A 16,791-nucleotide genomic window follows, 5' to 3' on the forward strand; every position below is an offset into this window, starting at 1 on the left:
TGTTCTTATCGGCGATCAGCGCGGCATCGGTTTGCTGCCGTAATATCCATAACGCGCGCGAACTTCATCCAGTTCAGCTTCGCTCAGAAGAACCGGATCGCCAATCTGGCATGCCAATATGTACTGGCGTGCCAGCGTTTCAAGTTTCTCTGCCAACAATGTTGCGTGGGTCATATCCCGGCCCCACACCACCATACCATGGCTTGCCATCAGACAGGCGCGATGGTTGCCCATAGCGCGCACGATTTCATAGGCCAAAGCATCAGAACCAAATACGCGGTAATCAGCACAGGGAACCTCGTTCCCGCCAAATGAAGCAATCATATAATGGAAAGCGGGCAATGGCTTACGCAGACACGACAATGCAACACAGCTATCCGCATGCGAGTGGATCACAGCACCTGCTTCGGGATGATTACGCATGATTTCCGTATGGATGCGCCATTCGCTGGAAGGAACCCTGCCCCCCAGGTGCTCACCTTCAACCGAAACCAGGCTCATGTCTTCGGGCTTCATAAGCGATGTAGCGCCAGTCGGCGTAACCCAGATGTGTTCACCTTCCCGAATACTGATATTACCGCTGCTGCCGTGATTGAAGCCCTTCTGTTCCATATGACGCATCGCATCCACGATGGCGCGACGTGCTGTAAGGCTCTGATCATAATCGGTTGGCATCGTCTGTTCCCCGTTGTTGGCAGCCAAGAGTTTGTGATGATGCCTAACTTCATAATCCCGGCAATTGACGTGGTCTATCAAAATGATACCTAATTGGAATTAAATTTCATTATCTGCGACGCGCAATTACGCATGGCATGATACGAGGATAAAAATGGGAAATAACGGCACTCTTGGGATCATCGCCGACGATATGACAGGCGCGTTGATGGTCGCTGCTTATTATGAAACAGCAGGCATTAGAACCGCTGTCGTGACAGATATCGAAGCGATCCGCGAATGTGCAGGCGAAGCTGTCGTCATATGGGCCGGCAGAACGCGTCTTGCTGAGCCGGATGAAGCAAAACGACAGATCACACGCGCAGCTGATGCATTTGATGCAATCGGTTGCGATCAGGTCATTTACAAAGTTTGTGCCAGTTTCGATTCAACAGAACAGGGCAACGTCGGGCCTGCCGCCGATCTGTTGCGCGCACGCTATAACCCCAGCAGTCTTCTATTCTGCCCCGGCTTTCCCAAGTTCAACGCCACGGTTCATCAAGGCTATCTCTTCTATCGAAGCCGCCTCATCTCTGAATCCGTGAAGCGTTATGACCCGGCCACTCCAATGAGCGATCCCGACATGGTGCGTTTCATCGGAAAACAGACGAACGAGCCGATCGGGCTTTTGCCCCACTCCGTACTGCTTAAAGGCAAAGACGCAGCACAAGCACATCTTGATGAGCTCGCAAATGCAGGCAAATGCTATTGCGTTGTCGATGCGAGCGATGACGGTGACGTCAGGATAGCCGCCGAACTGGCACGGGCACAGCCAACAATGGTCAGCTCCGACGCTGTTCTCATTCAGCTTGGAATTGATCGCTTTGCGCCCAAGCCAGCCATCACCGTTGCACCACCATTACCAAGCCACGGAACTGCCGCGGTTCTGGTGGGAACAGTTGGTCCCATTGCGGATGGACAGATTGCGGTTTTTGCCAAACAGCACCCGGTTTTGACTCTGGACCTTACAAAAGATGGCGATATCGACGCCATGGTGTCAAAAGCAATGGAATGGGCAAAAGATCATCACGGCAAACAGCCTTACCTCATTTCAACGGCGGTCAGTGATACTCGTGTCAAAGAAATCCAGACAGAGCTGGGCGTTCGCGGCGCAAGCGAAAAGGGTGAAAAGCTTATATCTGAGCTTGCTGCAGCAATTTCCGAACTCGGCGTCGACAAGCTTATCGTGGTTGGCGGTGAAACATCAGGTGGTGTCATCAAGCGCCTTGGCTTGCAGCGACTACGCGCCCTCCCTGATAACGGGATTGGAACCGGTTTCTGTCGAAGCGAGGGCAATGACCAGATCATCTTCTTCTTCAAATCCGGAAAAACAGGAACAGAGACGGTCTTTCTCGATTCACTGGCCGCGATGTGACGTCAGATAAAATGACAGCACAGGGCGCTTCAAAAAGTAAGGCATATAATTGTAGAAACCAGGCTCATGTATAAGCCTGACACGATTTGAACTGCGCAAAATACTAAAGGGAGCATAGAAAGCTCTTAACATATGGCAGAATTGTACTTCTGTCACACGTTGAAGCTCGTCAGCTCCTCCATATTTCCCGATTGCTTGCTTCACAATGACATTCGATATCAACTTTTCTGGAACAGAAAAAGCAGGAACCTCGCGTGCCTTTCTGTCGCCAATCAGATAAACTCAATGACCTGGCGAATAGCGTTACCTGCCGCCAGGCGTTCAAAGCCTTCATTGACGTCGTCCAGTTTCAAGCGGTGGGTCAGCAGCTTGTCGACAGGTAATTTCCCACGCTTATAGAGATCAAGGAACATCGGAATGTCGCGAGAGGGTACGCCCGACCCCAGATAACTGCCACGTATTGTCTTTTCTTCCGCAACCAGACTGACCGCTGGAATGGAAAGCATGTCCTTTGGATTGGGCAAGCCGGCAGTGAGCACCTGACCACCGCGTCTAGTTAGCGCATAACACATGGCGAGAGCCTTGGCAGAGCCAGCATATTCAAAAGCTGCGTCGACGCCGCCCCGACTATAGGATTTCACGGTATCAACGACATTTTCATCCATAACGTTGAAAGTCTTGGTCGCACCGAGTTGCCGTGCATGTTCAAGCTTGTCATCATTTACATCCAGGGCAATGATTTCACTTGCCCCTGCCGCAACCGCTCCCATCACAGCCGACAATCCGACACCGCCGAGCCCCGCAATCGCCACCGTGCAGCCCGGCCGGACCGCGCCACTGTTGAAGATCGAACCAGCGCCGGTCAGGACTGCGCAGCCCAGCAATGCAGCGATCGACAGCGGAATGTCCTTGTCAATCTTGACCATCGAATAACGCGACAGAATAGCGTATTCGGCATAGGCTGAAACGCCACAATGATGATAGACATCAACAGCCTCACAGGACAGGCGCAAGCCCCCGGCCAGCAATTCGCCCTTGCCATTGGCCACAGCACCGGGTTCGCACAAGGCCGGGCGACCTTCCGAACAGGGAGCGCAATGACCGCAATTGGGTGCAAAGAAACACACAATATGATCGCCGGGCTGGAGATCGTAAACTGCGCGCCCTACACTCTCTACAATGCCAGCGGCCTCGTGCCCCAACACCATCGGCGTCTGGCGCGGCCTGTCCCCATTTATGACCGAAAGGTCGGAATGGCACAGACCTGCCGCAGCAATACGAACCAGAACTTCGTCCGGCTTTGGATCAGAGAGCTCCACTTCCCGAATTACCAGCGGTCTGGTTTGATCATAGGGTCGTTGGACTCCGGAACGTTCCATAACCGCCGCACGAAATCTCATCATTCGCTGCTATCCTTTGAAAAGCCAGGTCAATTGTTCAGTTTTTTAGTTGAGCCGCGCAGTGCCAGCCCACTCGGCTGCAAAGTTTTTCCATCCGGTCGTTGTCCAGCCGCGCCAAACTCCAGTGTGTCTATCAACAGATTGGTGCCATCCATCCCCATCTGATGGCTTTCAAGCACCACCGTTGTCATCTGCGGATGTAAGAGTTTGGCCAGCGGGCCGTCGCTGAGCGTGACAATCGACATGTCATCAGGAAGCTGATAGCCGTCCTCATGCAAGGCACGCATAGCGCCTGCCCCCGTCATCAAGGTTGCGGCAAAAATCGCCGTTGGCTTTACGGAAGCCTGCCGGACCAGCTGCCGGGTTGCTTCGACTGCAACTTCGGCGTCATAGCCGATTTCCAGCACCAACGACGGATCAAATGCTACGCCATAATCCGCCAGCGCAGCCTGATAGCCTTTCAAACGATTGCTGCCGTTATAACCCTTGAGATTACCGCCAAGGTGACCGATATGCCGATGCCCCAATTGCAAAAGATGCTGGGTAGCCATGTAGGCTGCTGCATGGGAATCGTGCGCGACGTAGCCAATACCTTTCAGACCACGACGATTAAGCATCACAACAGGAACACGAACGCTGGCAAGCCCCTCAAGTAGCTTGTCATCGGAATCATAGCTTATCACCAACAAACCATCGACCCTGTTTGCCTCGGTCAGGTGAAGGAAAGCATTACCACTCTTTTCATTGAATCGATGCGAAATCAGCACCGAATAGCCTCTGGCGCGAGCCGCTGCCTCCACCCCTTCAAACATGTCGGCAAATACCGGATTGTCGAGACGTGGCAGAACCAGACCAAGCGTCTGGCTGCGAGCCGTACGCAAACCCCGTGCCATGGCATTGGCTTTATAGCCAAGCGCCGTCACCGCTTCATTGATACGCTGGCGGGTATCTTCGCGCACTCGCTGGCTATCATCGCCGCGAATGACGCGCGATACCGTCGAAACGTCAACACCGGCCCTGCGTGCGACGTCAATAAGTTTCACAGATCTGCTGCGTTTTTGTGGTTCGCCCGTCATTGTCACCGTCGCGAAAGTTTCTTCCCGCGCAGCCTGATAAGGAAACCAAACAGAGCGAGGCAAATTGATATTGCAATCAGCAAGGATGCGACGACAAGAATGGACGGATCGAGCTGTTCACGCAAGCCCGCAAACATCTGGCGCGGCAGAGTGCGCTGTTCTGGTCCGGCAATGAACAGCGCCACCACCACCTCGTCCCATGACGTGATAAATGCAAACAAGGCACCGGTCAGCACGCCAGGCAAGATGATCGGCAAGGTAATCCGACGAAATACTGTCAATGGCCCTGCACCAAGCGAAGCTCCTGCTCGAAGCAGGGCAAAATCGAAATTGGCTAATGCGGAGGTGACCGTGACCAGCACAAAGGGGGTCGCCAATACTGTATGAGCGATGATCAGCCCGAGATAGCTGTTGGTAAGCCCGATGCGCGAAAAGACTAGATAAAGGGCAAGAGCAACAGTAACCACCGGAATGGCCAGCGGCATCAGCAGGATACCCATCACCATCTGAGCCTTCGGCATACCTTTCCGTACCAGTCCAAAGGCTGCCATAGTGCCTAGGGTCGTGGCTATCACAGTGGTTGCCGTTCCGACAATCAGGCTGGATTTCAGAGCTGCTGTCCACTGCGATGAGGTGAGCACAGCCTCGTACCACCGTAACGAGAACCCTGCCATTGGATAGGACATGTAGGGCTCAGAATTGAATGACAGTGGCACAATGGCGATGATCGGCGCGATCAGAAATAGCAGCACCAACCATGAGAACAGTCCAAGCAGTAGCCAGCTAGGTTTGAAAACTCCGTTCATTTAGCCCTCCACCTGACGCAGCAACTCGACATAGCGATTGTAGATCACATAGACGACCAACGTTATGGCCAGCAGGATGGTGCTAACTGCCGCCGCCATGCTCCAGTTGACTTCCTGATTGAGATAATAAGCCACATAGTAGCTGAGCAATTGGTCCGAAGGTCCGCCAAGCAATGCAGGTGTGATGTAATAGCCCAGACACAATATGAATGTGAGCAGGCAACCAGCAGCGACACCCGGCATGGTCATGGGAAAATAAATCCGTCGGAACGATGCCAAAGGCGGTGCGCCCAGCGATTGCGCAGCGCGGGCGTACACGGGAGAAATCGACTTCATCACACTGTAGATGGGCAACAAGGTGAATGGCAACTGGATGTGAATCATCGCCAGGATTGTGCCAACCCGATTGTAGACCAGCTGAACTGGTTGCGACAACACGCCCAGACTGACGAGTGTATCATTGATGACGCCGTGGGTTTGCAGCAGGATCAGCCAGGCGGCTGTGCGCACCAGAATTGATGTCCAAAACGGCAGCATGACAAAGATCAGCATGATAGCTTGCACTGTTGCGGACTGATGCACCATGAAATAAGCGAGCGGATAAGCCAGCATGAAGCAAAGTGCGGTCACCAGAAAGCTTATTGCGAAAGTACGAACAATGGTATCGAGAAATATGGCCTCTTCCGCTGGAGCTGACTGAATATTCCCTTGATTATCGCGTTCGAGATCAATGGTTGCCAGCAGATAACGGTCCGTGATCGGACTGACCACCTTGCGCACCAGCCCCCAGGTCGCCGGCAGTTGCCATACCGGATCTAGCGCCATTAGTTGAGTTGCATTGAACGAAGCATCGGCCGCGGCTTTTCTTGCGGCATTTGTCAGCGGCGCACGCATCGACGAATCCATGGACGCAACGCGCTTAACGAGCACGCCAAGACGACGCTGCTTTTGCGCAGCCGCTATATCAGTGATGAATGCCTCAATGACCTCTTCGGGCGGATTGCCAACATCTTCCCATCGATCCAGTGAAGCACTCAGCTGGGGCATAAGTGCACGCAATTCCGGTTCACTCACTGCGCGTGACAGGGTGTATATGAGCGGCGCGATAAAAAACACGGTCAGGAAGACCAGCAATGGCAATACCAGCAACAAAGCCCGACGCCGTTTTATATTTTTGATCGCCATGGCCGCTCCATCCAAACCATCTGCGACCAGAGCGCCTGCAACGTGTTGAAAACACTCTGGTTCATTAAACTAAACAACGATGATGGCTGCCGCTATTGCGCAAGCCAGTTGTTGAAGCGTTTTGTCAGTGCTTCGCCATTTTCGGCCCAGAATTTGGCGTCATAGACCAAGGGATTTTGCATGTGGCTCGGATTGGTTGGCAAGGTCTGCGCTCTTTCTGCCGGGATCAACGCCACAGCATCGTTGTTGGCTGGCCCATAGGCGGAAAACTCCGACTGTTTGGCCATCACGGCAGCATCAGAAGCAAAAGCAATGAACTTATAGGCATCATCGATATTCTTGGTACCACGCGGAATAGCCCAGAAGTTGAAATCAAGTGCCTGTGCATCCCACATGATTTCAAATGGTTTCTTTTCCGTGCTGATTGCAGTCTGGATGCGCCCGCTCCAGGCTGTCGTCATGACCACTTCCTTGTCTGCAAGAAGCTGGGCCGGCTGCGCACCGCTTTCCCACCACACAACATTCCCCTTCAGTGTTTCAAGCTTTGCAAAAGCGCGATTTATACCTTCAGGCGTCGACAGAATCTTATAAACCTCCTTAGCTGGAACACCGTCAGCAATCAGCGCCCATTCGAGATTGACGTAGGGGCGTTTCCACATGCCACGCTTGCCAGGAATTTTCTCGACATCAAAAAAGTCTGCAACAGTTTTCGGTGCTTCTTTGAGAACGGTTGTATCGAACGCACCGACAGTCGAAACCACAATGGTTCCCACCGCACAATCGGTTGCCGCCCCATCGACGAATTTTGATTTGTCGGCGATCTTGCCATAGTCGAGCACTTCAAACAGACCGTCATCGCAACCAGTGACAATCATGTTGGAATCAACATCTACTACGTCCCAGGTCACATTATTCGTGTCGACCTGCGCCTTTATTTTTGCCAGTTCTCCTGAATAGGTTTCCTCGATAACCTTGATGCCTGTCTTGTCCGCAAAGGGTTCAAAATAGGTTTTACGTTGCCCATCTTGATAGGTTCCTCCCCAGGACGTAACGGTTATCTGCTCTGCCTGTGCTACGACAACCGAAGCGATAAGACCGATGGTCGCGAAAAATGCCGTTCTTTTGTTCATATTACCCTCCGAAGATTCTCGTTTTCTATTTTCTGAATGCAAGTGTATCGTCGGCCCGCCAGCGCAGCGTGCAAGTCGAGCCGGTATTAAGAAACTGATGAACCGCCCGCTTGTGGATTTTGGCGGTCAGGACTTCGTCGGAACGCCCAACGCAAGTCAGCAGCAGAGCATCACCCAAGTAGGTGATGTTGGTGATCGTGACGTCTGCGGTATTCTCGACAGATGTAATTTCATTGAGCTGCATGTCTTCGGGCCGCACGGCAAATATTGCCTGGTCGCCGGGCCGCAAATCGCGCGGATTGCGAGCCACCACCGTTCCGAGGCTGGTGGCAAGCCGCACGCCCAAGTCCGATACATCAAGCACCTGTCCGTTCATCCAGCTGGTTTCACCAATGAAGCCGGCCACGAACGGATTGGCAGGATTGCCATAAATATTTTCCGGCGTATCGATCTGCTGTATTTTACCGGCATTGAACACCGCGACCCGGTCGGACATGGTTAAAGCTTCCGACTGGTCATGGGTGACAAACACCACTGCTACACCCAGCTTTTGCTGCAAGCTGCGAATTTCGATTTGCATCCTTTTGCGCAGTTCGTTGTCAAGCGCACCGAGCGGTTCATCCATCAGGATCAATTTGGGTTGAAACACAATGGCTCTTGCCAGCGCAACGCGTTGCTGCTGTCCTCCAGACAGCTGGGCAGGCTTACGCTCCATATGCTGCTCGAGGCCCACCATTGTCAGAACATCACAGACCCGGCGGTCACGCTCGGCACGGGCCAGTTTTCGCATTTCGAGCGGAAAGGCAACATTCTCGGCAACGGTCATATGTGGGAACAACGCATAGTTCTGGAAGACAACACCAATATCGCGCCGATGCGAAGGTAAGTTGGTGATGGTGTTGCTACCCATTCTGATGATACCGGCCGACGGCATCTCGAACCCAGCCAGCATGGTCAGAATGGTTGTCTTGCCCGACCCGGAAGGGCCAAGCAAAGTCAGAAATTCTGTACTTCCAACCTCCAAGTCAAGCTTGTCGACAACGTTGGAGATGCCGTCATAAGACTTCGTCACTCCCTGCAGAGTGACGAAGTCTGGCAAGCCTCGCACATTGACTGTACTGGAATTCATCATTCCTGCGCCTTCAGCAACCGACCGATCTTGTCAAACATGTCGGCAATTTCATCTTCTGTGGAAATCAGCGTCGGCGCGAAAACCAGCGTATCGCCGGTATAGCGGATGACGAGATCGCTCTGGTGATAGGCATTGGAGAAAAGTGACCGCGCCCTTGTTGTCGGCGCACCGTCGATAGGCTGCAGATCAATTGCACCGGCGAGGCCAATACAACGAATGTCCTTGACCATCGGATGATCCCGTAGCGACATCAGTTGCTGTGCAAAAAACGGCTCGAGTTGTTGCGCGCGGCTATAGAGGCCACCCTTTTCATACATATCCTGAGCCGCATGTGCCGCAGCCATTGCCATTGGGTGACCGGAATAGGTGTACCCATGAAACAATTCGATGAGGTATTCGGGACCTTGCATGAAAGCGTCATAGATACCCTCACGGATCATAACCCCGCCAAGCGGAACCACACCGGAACTGACGCCTTTGGCAAAACAGATCATGTCTGGTTGCACATCGAACCGCTCGGCGGCAAAGGCATGTCCCAATCTACCAAACGCGGTGATAACCTCATCGAATATCAGTAGAATGCCATATTGATCACAGATCTGACGGAGACGCTGCAAATAGCCTTTCGGCGGCGGCAGGATGCCGGTCGAACCCGACATTGGCTCGACGATCACCGCCGCAACGGTTTCACCACCATGCAGTTCGATTACACGCAACAGATCGTCCGCCAGATCTGCGCCATGTTCCGGCTCTCCAGCCACAAACCGATTCAGTTCGGGTTGATGGGTATGACGGATATGCGCAGTGCGCAGCAACAGATTCGGAAAAGTTTTACGGTTGGCAACCATTCCGCCCACCGAAATCCCCCCAAAACCTACCCCGTGAAACGCCCTTTCACGCCCGACCAGCATCGTGCGGCGCGGTTCTCCGCGTGCTATTTGATAGGCTAGAGCAATCTTAAGTGCCGTATCGGTCGCTTCCGATCCAGAGTTGGTGAAGAATACGTGGTTGAGGTCACCCGGCGCACTTTGTGCCAGACGCTCTGCCAAGGAGAAGGCTGCCGGATGACCGAACAGAAAACTTGGCGCAAAATCCAGCTGATCCAACTGATCGACAATCGCTTCTCGCATCTCCACCCGATTGTGACCGGCATTGCAGCACCAGAGGCCAGACACGCCATCAAACTTCCGGCGCCCATCCTGACCGATGTAATAAGCACCCTCGGCACCAACCAATTGCATTGGATCCTTCAAGGTCGCTCGGTTAGGTGTGAATGGCATCCAGAATGCCGAGCGCTGATTGTGCGTATCGCCCGTGTGGCTTGTCGATTCTTGAACCAAGGCTTCCTCCCATAATTGCATGAACAAACGTTTGCTCCAGAAACAGCATGAAGTTCGATCTGTCAAATTCAATTTGCTGATGGACTCTGATACCGCTCCACAATGTCGTGATTAATCGACTGCAACGCTTGCTGAATACGCAAATAGTCGTCGAAATAGCCGTCATAAAACCGAACGGAAGCCGCTTCTGGTTCATGTACGGCAACAACACGCACCTTACGTGCGAGCTCATTGGAATTTTGGATCAGACCAGCGCCCAGTCCGGCCACCAATGCAATTCCAAAGCTAGCATCGGCGTTTTCAGTCAATTCGACACGCGTATCCAGGACATTGGCGAGAATCTGTCGCCAGAGTGGACTGCGTGCTCCGCCACCCGTCGCCCGCAACATATCAAACCGAATGCCACTGGCGACAAACTGTCGGCGGCAATCACGCAACGAGCATGCAACCCCCTCATAAAGCGCGCGGATCAGATGCCCCGGCCCGTGCTGGAACGACATTCCGACATAGCTGGCACGCAGTTTTGGATCGAAATAAGGCGCACGTTCGCCGTTAAGATAGGGATGAAAGAACAACCCATCAGAACCTGCAGGAATATTTCGCGCCAAAGCCTCCATCTCGTCATAGCTCTTGCCACCACCATCCGAGCCGGCAAAGGCCGTTTTACGTAGCCAGGCGTGAGCGGAAGCACAGGAATTGGTTCCGGCAATCTGAAACCACATATGTTCGGGGTAATAGGGATAGGAAACCAGAGACTGTGTCGGGTTTGGCTCATTGCGCATACAACTCATTGTGGCCGCCGTGGCAAGTTTCACCACACCGATACCGTAATCCAGCATTCCTGCCCCGATGTCTTCCGCAGCCGTGTCCGACATACCGCATATCACGGGCGTGCCTTCGCGCAATCCGGTCTCGGCTGCCGCCCGGCCGACAACAGTGCCCACAATGTCGGTGGATTTCACGATTGTAGGCAAAGTCTCCAAACGCCAGTCGATCAGCTGGCAGATTTCACCCGACCAGGACTTCGTCACATCATCCACCATCAATGTACCGTAGGCGTCAGTGATATCGGTACACCAGTCTCCTGTCAGTTTTGAACGCAGCCAGTCCTTGGCCAGATACACCCGCTCAACCTTACGCACGAGATCGGGCTCATACTCGTTCAGCCACATCAAGTGCGGTAACGTCCAAGTGGGCGTAACCTTGTTCTTCGACTTCCGCCGGATCAGCTTATCCGCCCGCTGGATGAGCTTTTGGCACTGATCACCAGTACGTTGGTCGTTCCACATGATTGCACGACGCAGCGGATTACCCGCCGCGTCGGCAAGAACCGCCGAATGAGCGCCGGCAGAAAAGGAAATCGCAACAATCTGATCCGCCGACACATCCGCCTTGCTCACGGCCTGTGCCACAGACTTCTGGAGTGCAATCCACCAATCCTGAGGATCCTGCTCACTCCAGCCTGCCAGAGGGGCGTGAGTAGGGACCGCATGAGCTCCCTCCCCTTTGCATTGACCGTCAAGAGTAATGAGGCTTACTTTTAGCGAACCTGCGCCAAGATCTATGCCGAGCAGCAATTGCATTCCCTTACCGCCTTGCCCGTTCAGCCGTTAATGCTAACTGCATCTGCAGCCGACCGCAGCCCCAGCTTGCCTGGGTTGACCAGGTTTTCTGGGTCCAGGTAATCTTTAATTGCCTGAACCAGATCTAGCCCTACACCGAGTTCATTCTTCATCCACTTGCCCCGGAAGACGCCAACACCGTGGTGATGAGAAATCGAACCGCCATTGTCTAGCGCGAGCTGCTGTAGCACATCCCATATCGCCGCGTGCTGTGGCAAAGCTACCTCGTCGTCCATCGGCGGCAAGCGGAAGGTCATATACTGGCAAGCACCATCAGGATAGACGTGCGACCAATGCGAGCCAAAATGGACGTCCTCATTGATTGCCTTAACGGCCGCTTTCATCTTGGTGTAGGCATCATTAAGCCGGTCGTAAGGCAGCACCACCTCTACCGTGTCCATGAAATACCCCTGATCGGTCCAACGCTGCGACAGCGAAACGTAACGCGATTCCAGCCAGTCATTGAAGGCGTCGAGCGGCGCGATCTTGCCACCCTCCGAGTGGACGATATCGAGGGCAATCTTCTTCTCGGCGGCGACGAGTTCGCGATGCCCCGAAAACGAAAGGAACGTCATCACGGGGCGGCTTTTGAACTCATCCTGACCCTCTGTCCGGCTGGCTGTTTCCGCATCATCATAGATGCGAACAATCGCCGGACGGAGTTCGGCCTGCATGATGCGGCGCGCTGCACTGACAGCCTTTTCGACATCGGCGTAGGCAATGACGAGGTTCTCGACTACTTCTGGCTTACGCCAGATGCGCAATGTCAGCTCGGTGATAACCCCCAACACACCTTCGCTGCCAATGAAGATATCCTTAACCGACGGACCGACGGCGCGTCTCGCTTCTGGAGTGATGGCCATCATCTGCCCATCCGGTAAGACAACTTTCAGACCGACTACAATATCCTCGATCTTGCCATAACGGCTGCTCGCCTGCCCGCCACCGCGACAGGCGGCCCAGCCACCGACCGTCGAAATCTTGATCGATTGCGGATAGTGCCCTGCTGTCCAACCAACTGCATTTAAAGCTTCCTCAAATGCCCAGCCATTCATTCCTGCCTGCACCGTAACGAGGTGATTGATCTCATCAATATGCAGAATTTTATCGAGGCGGGTCAGATCGATTACCAGCTCATTACATAGTGGGATGGTCCCGCCCAGTACACCTGAACTCGTTCCGACAGGAATGACACGGATGCCATTGGCACGGGAAAATTTCATGACCTCGGAAATATCTTCCGCGCTCGCAGGACGTACCACAGCAACAGGCAATGTGCCCGGCAATCTTCCGGAGCGGTAGCAGAACTTGGCGTATGGCAGGCTGTCACGGCCGTAAGAAAGCCTAGTCTCCTGATCCGTCAGGACATTGTCCTTACCCACGAGCTCGTGCAGTTGCGCAACGAACTCATCATTGAGAGTTGGCGATACGGCCAACTGCTTCAACCCACTCAATTCAGCTTCATTGAAACGTACGGCTATGTTGTTGCTTGACACTGGGCCATCTCGACTTTGATTGAACAAACGTTTGTTCATTGTGCTATTGGATTTTTAATTTCATGTCAATATACCGTCTCCGAGAATTGTGTTGTTTTGCTGCGTGAATTGACCCCGCTTTTTTGTTGCCGTGATCGTTAGGAGAATTTAACCACTGGAAAATATGTCGGTAACTTAGCCCAGCTCCGACATTTCTCCTTGGCCCGAGCATTAGGAGTTTTTTCCAAGCATCTCCTTCAGAGCCGATACGTCCAGCATCGCGTCAGCCAAAAGACGTCTCAATTTGGCATTCTCGTCCTCAAGAGACTTCAGGCGCTTGGCGTCGGACACGTCGATGCCGCCATAATTCGAGCGTCATTTGCAAAACGTCGCATCACTGACGCTGTGCCTTCTGCACAACTCAACGGTCGACATCCAAGCCTGATGCTCCTTCAATATTTTCCGATGATCTGTTCTTCGCTGAAGCGGGATCGTTTCATGTTCCGTCTCCTTCTCCGGAGAACAGACCAACCAAATTGCGAGGACATTTCAGGGGAGCAGATCACCTATAGTCTCGCCACCACCGAGCTTTGAGATGGAGCATCAAGTTGGCTTAGAGGATCAAGGACATGTGAATGCCGCTGGTCATCGTTACCAGCAAGTTCAGCCATTGGGCATTTCCCAATACCGATTATGTTTTCGAGGCGCATTCCGCCGTCAGAACCTACTGGGATTCCACGGCGGCAATCAATGTGGTCCTCAATTTGACGATCGATGCCATTGCGGTGAAGCTCGGACCGAAAGCGCTGCAACATTACGAGAAAATACGAGAAATGGCCGACGCTCAGGTACAAAATAGATGAAATTTAATGGCGTAATTTGACGGATGTAACGAGGTTTACTCATTTCCCGAAGCAGAGCCACCCCAACTTTGTCGGCTTTGACAGGGGGCAGACCCGGCTTTTTTATGCAGTATCTTTTTGTTTTTACGCACTTTTTGAACGCCGTTTCGAGCTTTTCGACATACGATCTCAACCGACATAAAAAAGCAGGGCTTCCGCCCTGCTTTCAACTAGTTGGCTGCACGTTTAGGTGCATTGTTTTGTAAATCAACCAAATCGTTCACAATAGCGGCTGCCTCATTTTGTAGAACGTCTGTCGCGCTCTTCCGGTTTTTCTCAATGGCGAGATCAGCACTCAAGCTTCGCTCGTTCGATTGCAGGCCGTCATCAATCTGCGTATCGATGCCATCATTGACTTTTCCGCGCGCCTTGGTCCGCTTTTCCTGAACGGCCATCTCGTTGCGACGTTCTGTTTCATTGAGGGAGATGACTGTCTTCTCGCGCTGCGCCTTCAGCGTTGCCACATCTTGCACAAAGTCCTGGAATTCCGGGCTTTTCTGCACGCGCTCATCGTGCAGGCTTTGCAGCTTTGGCAACAACGTCTTTATGGCGTCCGAAAACTTGTATTTTGCTGCCTTGACCTGTGACCAGGGCAAGGCATTGTCGAAGCTTGATTCACCGACAAGTTTGAGATCGAAAAGCCCCGGCAGGCTGATATCAGGCGTCACGCCGCGCAATTGCGTTGTCCCACCGTCAATCCGAAAGAACTGGGCGACTGTGAATTTAAGCTCGCCATATTCCGGTTTAGGATTTTTGGCCACTTCGTCGAGATCAACAACGGTCTGTACGGTTCCCTTGCCGAAACTCGTTTCGCCGATGACCACGCCACGTCCATAATCCTGTATCGCCGCAGCAAAAATTTCGGAAGCCGAAGCGGACCCGCGATTGATCAACACGCCCAGCGGCCCCTTCCACGCGGGCGTAGGAAAACTGTCGCTTTCAACCTTGACTTCACCGCTTGCATTGCGCTGCTGGACCACAGGCCCTTTTCCAACAAACAGGCCAGTCAGATCAATCGCCTCACTGAGTGAGCCGCCACCGTTGTTGCGGAGATCGATCAAAATGCCATCGACCTTGTCCTGCTTCAGCTCTGCAATGAGCTTTGCAACATCGCGGCTTGCACTCCTGTAATTCTTGTCGCCTTTGCGTCGCGCTTCGATATCTTCATAGAACGCTGGCAGAGTGATCACTCCGATCTTACGCGAAGCGTCTCCCTCCTTCACTGAAAGAACCTTCTTCTGCGCGGCCTGCTTATCGAGACTGATCTTGTCACGAACCAGAGTGATGACGTGGTGCTTGCCATCCGGGCCAGCATCAACCGGCAGAATATCGAGCCGCACAGTTGATCCCTTGTCCCCGCGGATCATCTGCACCACCTCATCAAGACGCATGCCGATCACTTCCTTGATCGGGCCTTCTGTGCCCTGCCCAACGCCAACGATACGATCACCCACGGCGAGCTTACCTGATGACTGCGCCGGGCCACCCGCAACCAGTTCGCGAATGGTCGTATAATCATCCCTTTCCTGAAGAACGGCACCTATGCCGACCAGAGACAGCTTCATTGAGATATCAAATTCGGCTGAGGCCTTTGCGCCGAAATAATCGGTATGAGGATCGACCGATGTCGTGTAGGCAGCCATGAATGACTGGAAGGCATCGTCGCTGTTATATTTAAACGTGCGCTCAATGGAATTTTCGTAGCGTTTATCGAGCGTCTTGCGAATAGTCGCATCATCTTTGCCGGCCAGCTTCAGGCGCAGCCAATCGTTCTTGACGCGCTTGCGCCACAGGTCATCGCTTTCCTCAGTCGATCGCGGCCAGGGGGCCTTGTCGCGCACGATCGCGAAATCTTCCTGCTTGCTGAAATCGAAGCCCTGCTTGAGCAGGCTGCGCGCAAACGTCATGCGCTCAATGATGCGCATCTGGTAAGTATTGAAGATGGTAAACGGGATGGTCAAATCCTGACGTTCGATAGCGTCATCGATTTCCTTGCTGCCCGTCAAGAACTTGTCGACATCCGCCTGCAGAAAGATGAGCCGATCCGGGTCCAGCGAGTCGATAAACCGGTTCATAATCCGGACCGACAACGCATCATCCAGCACGATGGGCCGGTAATGAAAACGCGTAAGAAACTCTGCCGTCAGATGAGCGGCTTCAACTTGCTCCGGCGATGGCTTCAAAACGGCAGGTGAACTGACTTCAAGAGCATGCGCCGATGAAATGCCTGCCAGGAAGAGACAAACCAAACCAATTTTGATGCGTTTCAAGCTATGTTCCAATTCCGACATTGAGCGCCTAGTTCCAACCCTTGTTGAGCAATTATGGTTTTTTGGCAACCCTCTGTATAAACTGATCAGGAGCATGTGATCGCTTCGCTTTTGCATAAGACCATAAAGTTCGAGGCAAAATCACGTTGCTTTATGCCTGTCGCATTGGTGGCCTGGAACACATCACGGAAAATGTGACACGGTGTGCGGAACAAGATAGACGTCAAGACAAACCATTAGGGTCCAGACTCAATTGATCCACCATGTGACGATGGCGGCGATGTAGCAGGTTGCTGCGAAGTTAATCATGAGCTTGTCATATCGTGTCGCGACACGCCTCCAGTCCTTGAGGCGGCAGAAGGTG

The 16,791-nt window shown here is 53.1% G+C and carries 13 protein-coding genes and 2 pseudogenes; 2 read left to right on the plus strand and 13 right to left on the minus strand.

The annotated features are described in order from the left end of the window. Positions 1 to 15: 15 nt before the first annotated feature. Positions 16 to 675, minus strand: a complete 660-nt coding sequence (locus tag F9K91_RS17440; protein WP_151678325.1) for a class II aldolase/adducin family protein — start codon at positions 673 to 675, stop codon at positions 16 to 18. Positions 676 to 868: 193 nt separating this feature from the next. On the opposite strand from F9K91_RS17440, the gene F9K91_RS17445 reads away from it, so the two are divergent. Beyond that, complete coding sequence (locus F9K91_RS17445) at positions 869 to 2,089, plus strand: four-carbon acid sugar kinase family protein (RefSeq protein WP_412842178.1); 1,221 nt, start codon at positions 869 to 871, stop codon at positions 2,087 to 2,089. Positions 2,090 to 2,361: 272 nt separating this feature from the next. On the opposite strand, the gene F9K91_RS17450 is transcribed toward F9K91_RS17445, so the two are convergent. The 10 genes and pseudogenes from F9K91_RS17450 to F9K91_RS26380 form a co-directional block, all read right to left on the minus strand. Further along, on the minus strand, positions 2,362 to 3,489 hold the full coding sequence (locus tag F9K91_RS17450; RefSeq protein WP_151678340.1) for a zinc-dependent alcohol dehydrogenase family protein: 1,128 nt from the start codon (positions 3,487 to 3,489) through the stop codon (positions 2,362 to 2,364). Between the two features lie 29 nt (positions 3,490 to 3,518). Continuing rightward, positions 3,519 to 4,532: a LacI family DNA-binding transcriptional regulator gene (locus tag F9K91_RS17455; protein WP_235913171.1), complete on the minus strand. Its 1,014-nt coding sequence runs from the start codon at positions 4,530 to 4,532 to the stop codon at positions 3,519 to 3,521. Positions 4,533 to 4,567: 35 nt separating this feature from the next. Next, positions 4,568 to 5,371, minus strand: coding sequence for an ABC transporter permease (locus F9K91_RS17460; protein ID WP_151678328.1), 804 nt, complete (start codon positions 5,369 to 5,371; stop codon positions 4,568 to 4,570). Next, positions 5,372 to 6,556: an ABC transporter permease gene (locus F9K91_RS17465; RefSeq protein ID WP_151678329.1), complete on the minus strand. Its 1,185-nt coding sequence runs from the start codon at positions 6,554 to 6,556 to the stop codon at positions 5,372 to 5,374. 92 nt (positions 6,557 to 6,648) lie between these two features. Next, positions 6,649 to 7,686 carry an ABC transporter substrate-binding protein gene (locus F9K91_RS17470; protein ID WP_151678330.1) on the minus strand — a complete coding sequence of 346 codons (1,038 nt, stop codon included), beginning with the start codon at positions 7,684 to 7,686 and terminating at the stop codon, positions 6,649 to 6,651. A 25-nt stretch (positions 7,687 to 7,711) separates the two neighbouring features. After that, a complete protein-coding gene (locus tag F9K91_RS17475; RefSeq protein ID WP_235913182.1) occupies positions 7,712 to 8,818 on the minus strand; it encodes an ABC transporter ATP-binding protein in 1,107 nt (368 codons plus the stop codon). Then, positions 8,815 to 10,158 carry an omega-aminotransferase AptA gene (gene aptA, locus F9K91_RS17480; protein WP_235913196.1) on the minus strand — a complete coding sequence of 448 codons (1,344 nt, stop codon included), beginning with the start codon at positions 10,156 to 10,158 and terminating at the stop codon, positions 8,815 to 8,817. Before aptA ends, F9K91_RS17475 begins: the two co-directional genes overlap by 4 nt. A 68-nt stretch (positions 10,159 to 10,226) precedes the next feature. Next, complete coding sequence (locus F9K91_RS17485) at positions 10,227 to 11,741, minus strand: xylulokinase (protein WP_151678331.1); 1,515 nt, start codon at positions 11,739 to 11,741, stop codon at positions 10,227 to 10,229. A gap of 20 nt (positions 11,742 to 11,761) precedes the next feature. Continuing rightward, the gene (locus F9K91_RS17490) at positions 11,762 to 13,276 is read right to left on the minus strand and encodes an FAD-binding oxidoreductase (protein WP_235913201.1); all 1,515 of its coding nucleotides are present in this window, start codon (positions 13,274 to 13,276) and stop codon (positions 11,762 to 11,764) included. A 219-nt stretch (positions 13,277 to 13,495) separates the two neighbouring features. After that, positions 13,496 to 13,755, minus strand: a pseudogene (locus tag F9K91_RS26380) (transposase); the annotation flags it as partial. A 135-nt stretch (positions 13,756 to 13,890) separates the two neighbouring features. Between F9K91_RS26380 and F9K91_RS17495 the strand changes: the two are divergent. After that, positions 13,891 to 14,118: a MurR/RpiR family transcriptional regulator gene (locus F9K91_RS17495; RefSeq protein ID WP_151678333.1), complete on the plus strand. Its 228-nt coding sequence runs from the start codon at positions 13,891 to 13,893 to the stop codon at positions 14,116 to 14,118. A 209-nt stretch (positions 14,119 to 14,327) separates the two neighbouring features. Here the strand turns inward: F9K91_RS17495 and F9K91_RS17500 are convergent, their stop codons facing one another. Continuing rightward, a complete protein-coding gene (locus tag F9K91_RS17500; protein ID WP_151678334.1) occupies positions 14,328 to 16,448 on the minus strand; it encodes a carboxy terminal-processing peptidase in 2,121 nt (706 codons plus the stop codon). Positions 16,449 to 16,676: 228 nt separating this feature from the next. Next, positions 16,677 to 16,791: pseudogene (locus F9K91_RS17505) on the minus strand (IS5/IS1182 family transposase); the annotation flags it as partial.

The sequence above is a fragment of the Brucella tritici genome, assembly GCF_008932295.1.
In the GTDB taxonomy this organism is placed as follows: Bacteria; Pseudomonadota; Alphaproteobacteria; order Rhizobiales; family Rhizobiaceae; genus Brucella; species Brucella tritici.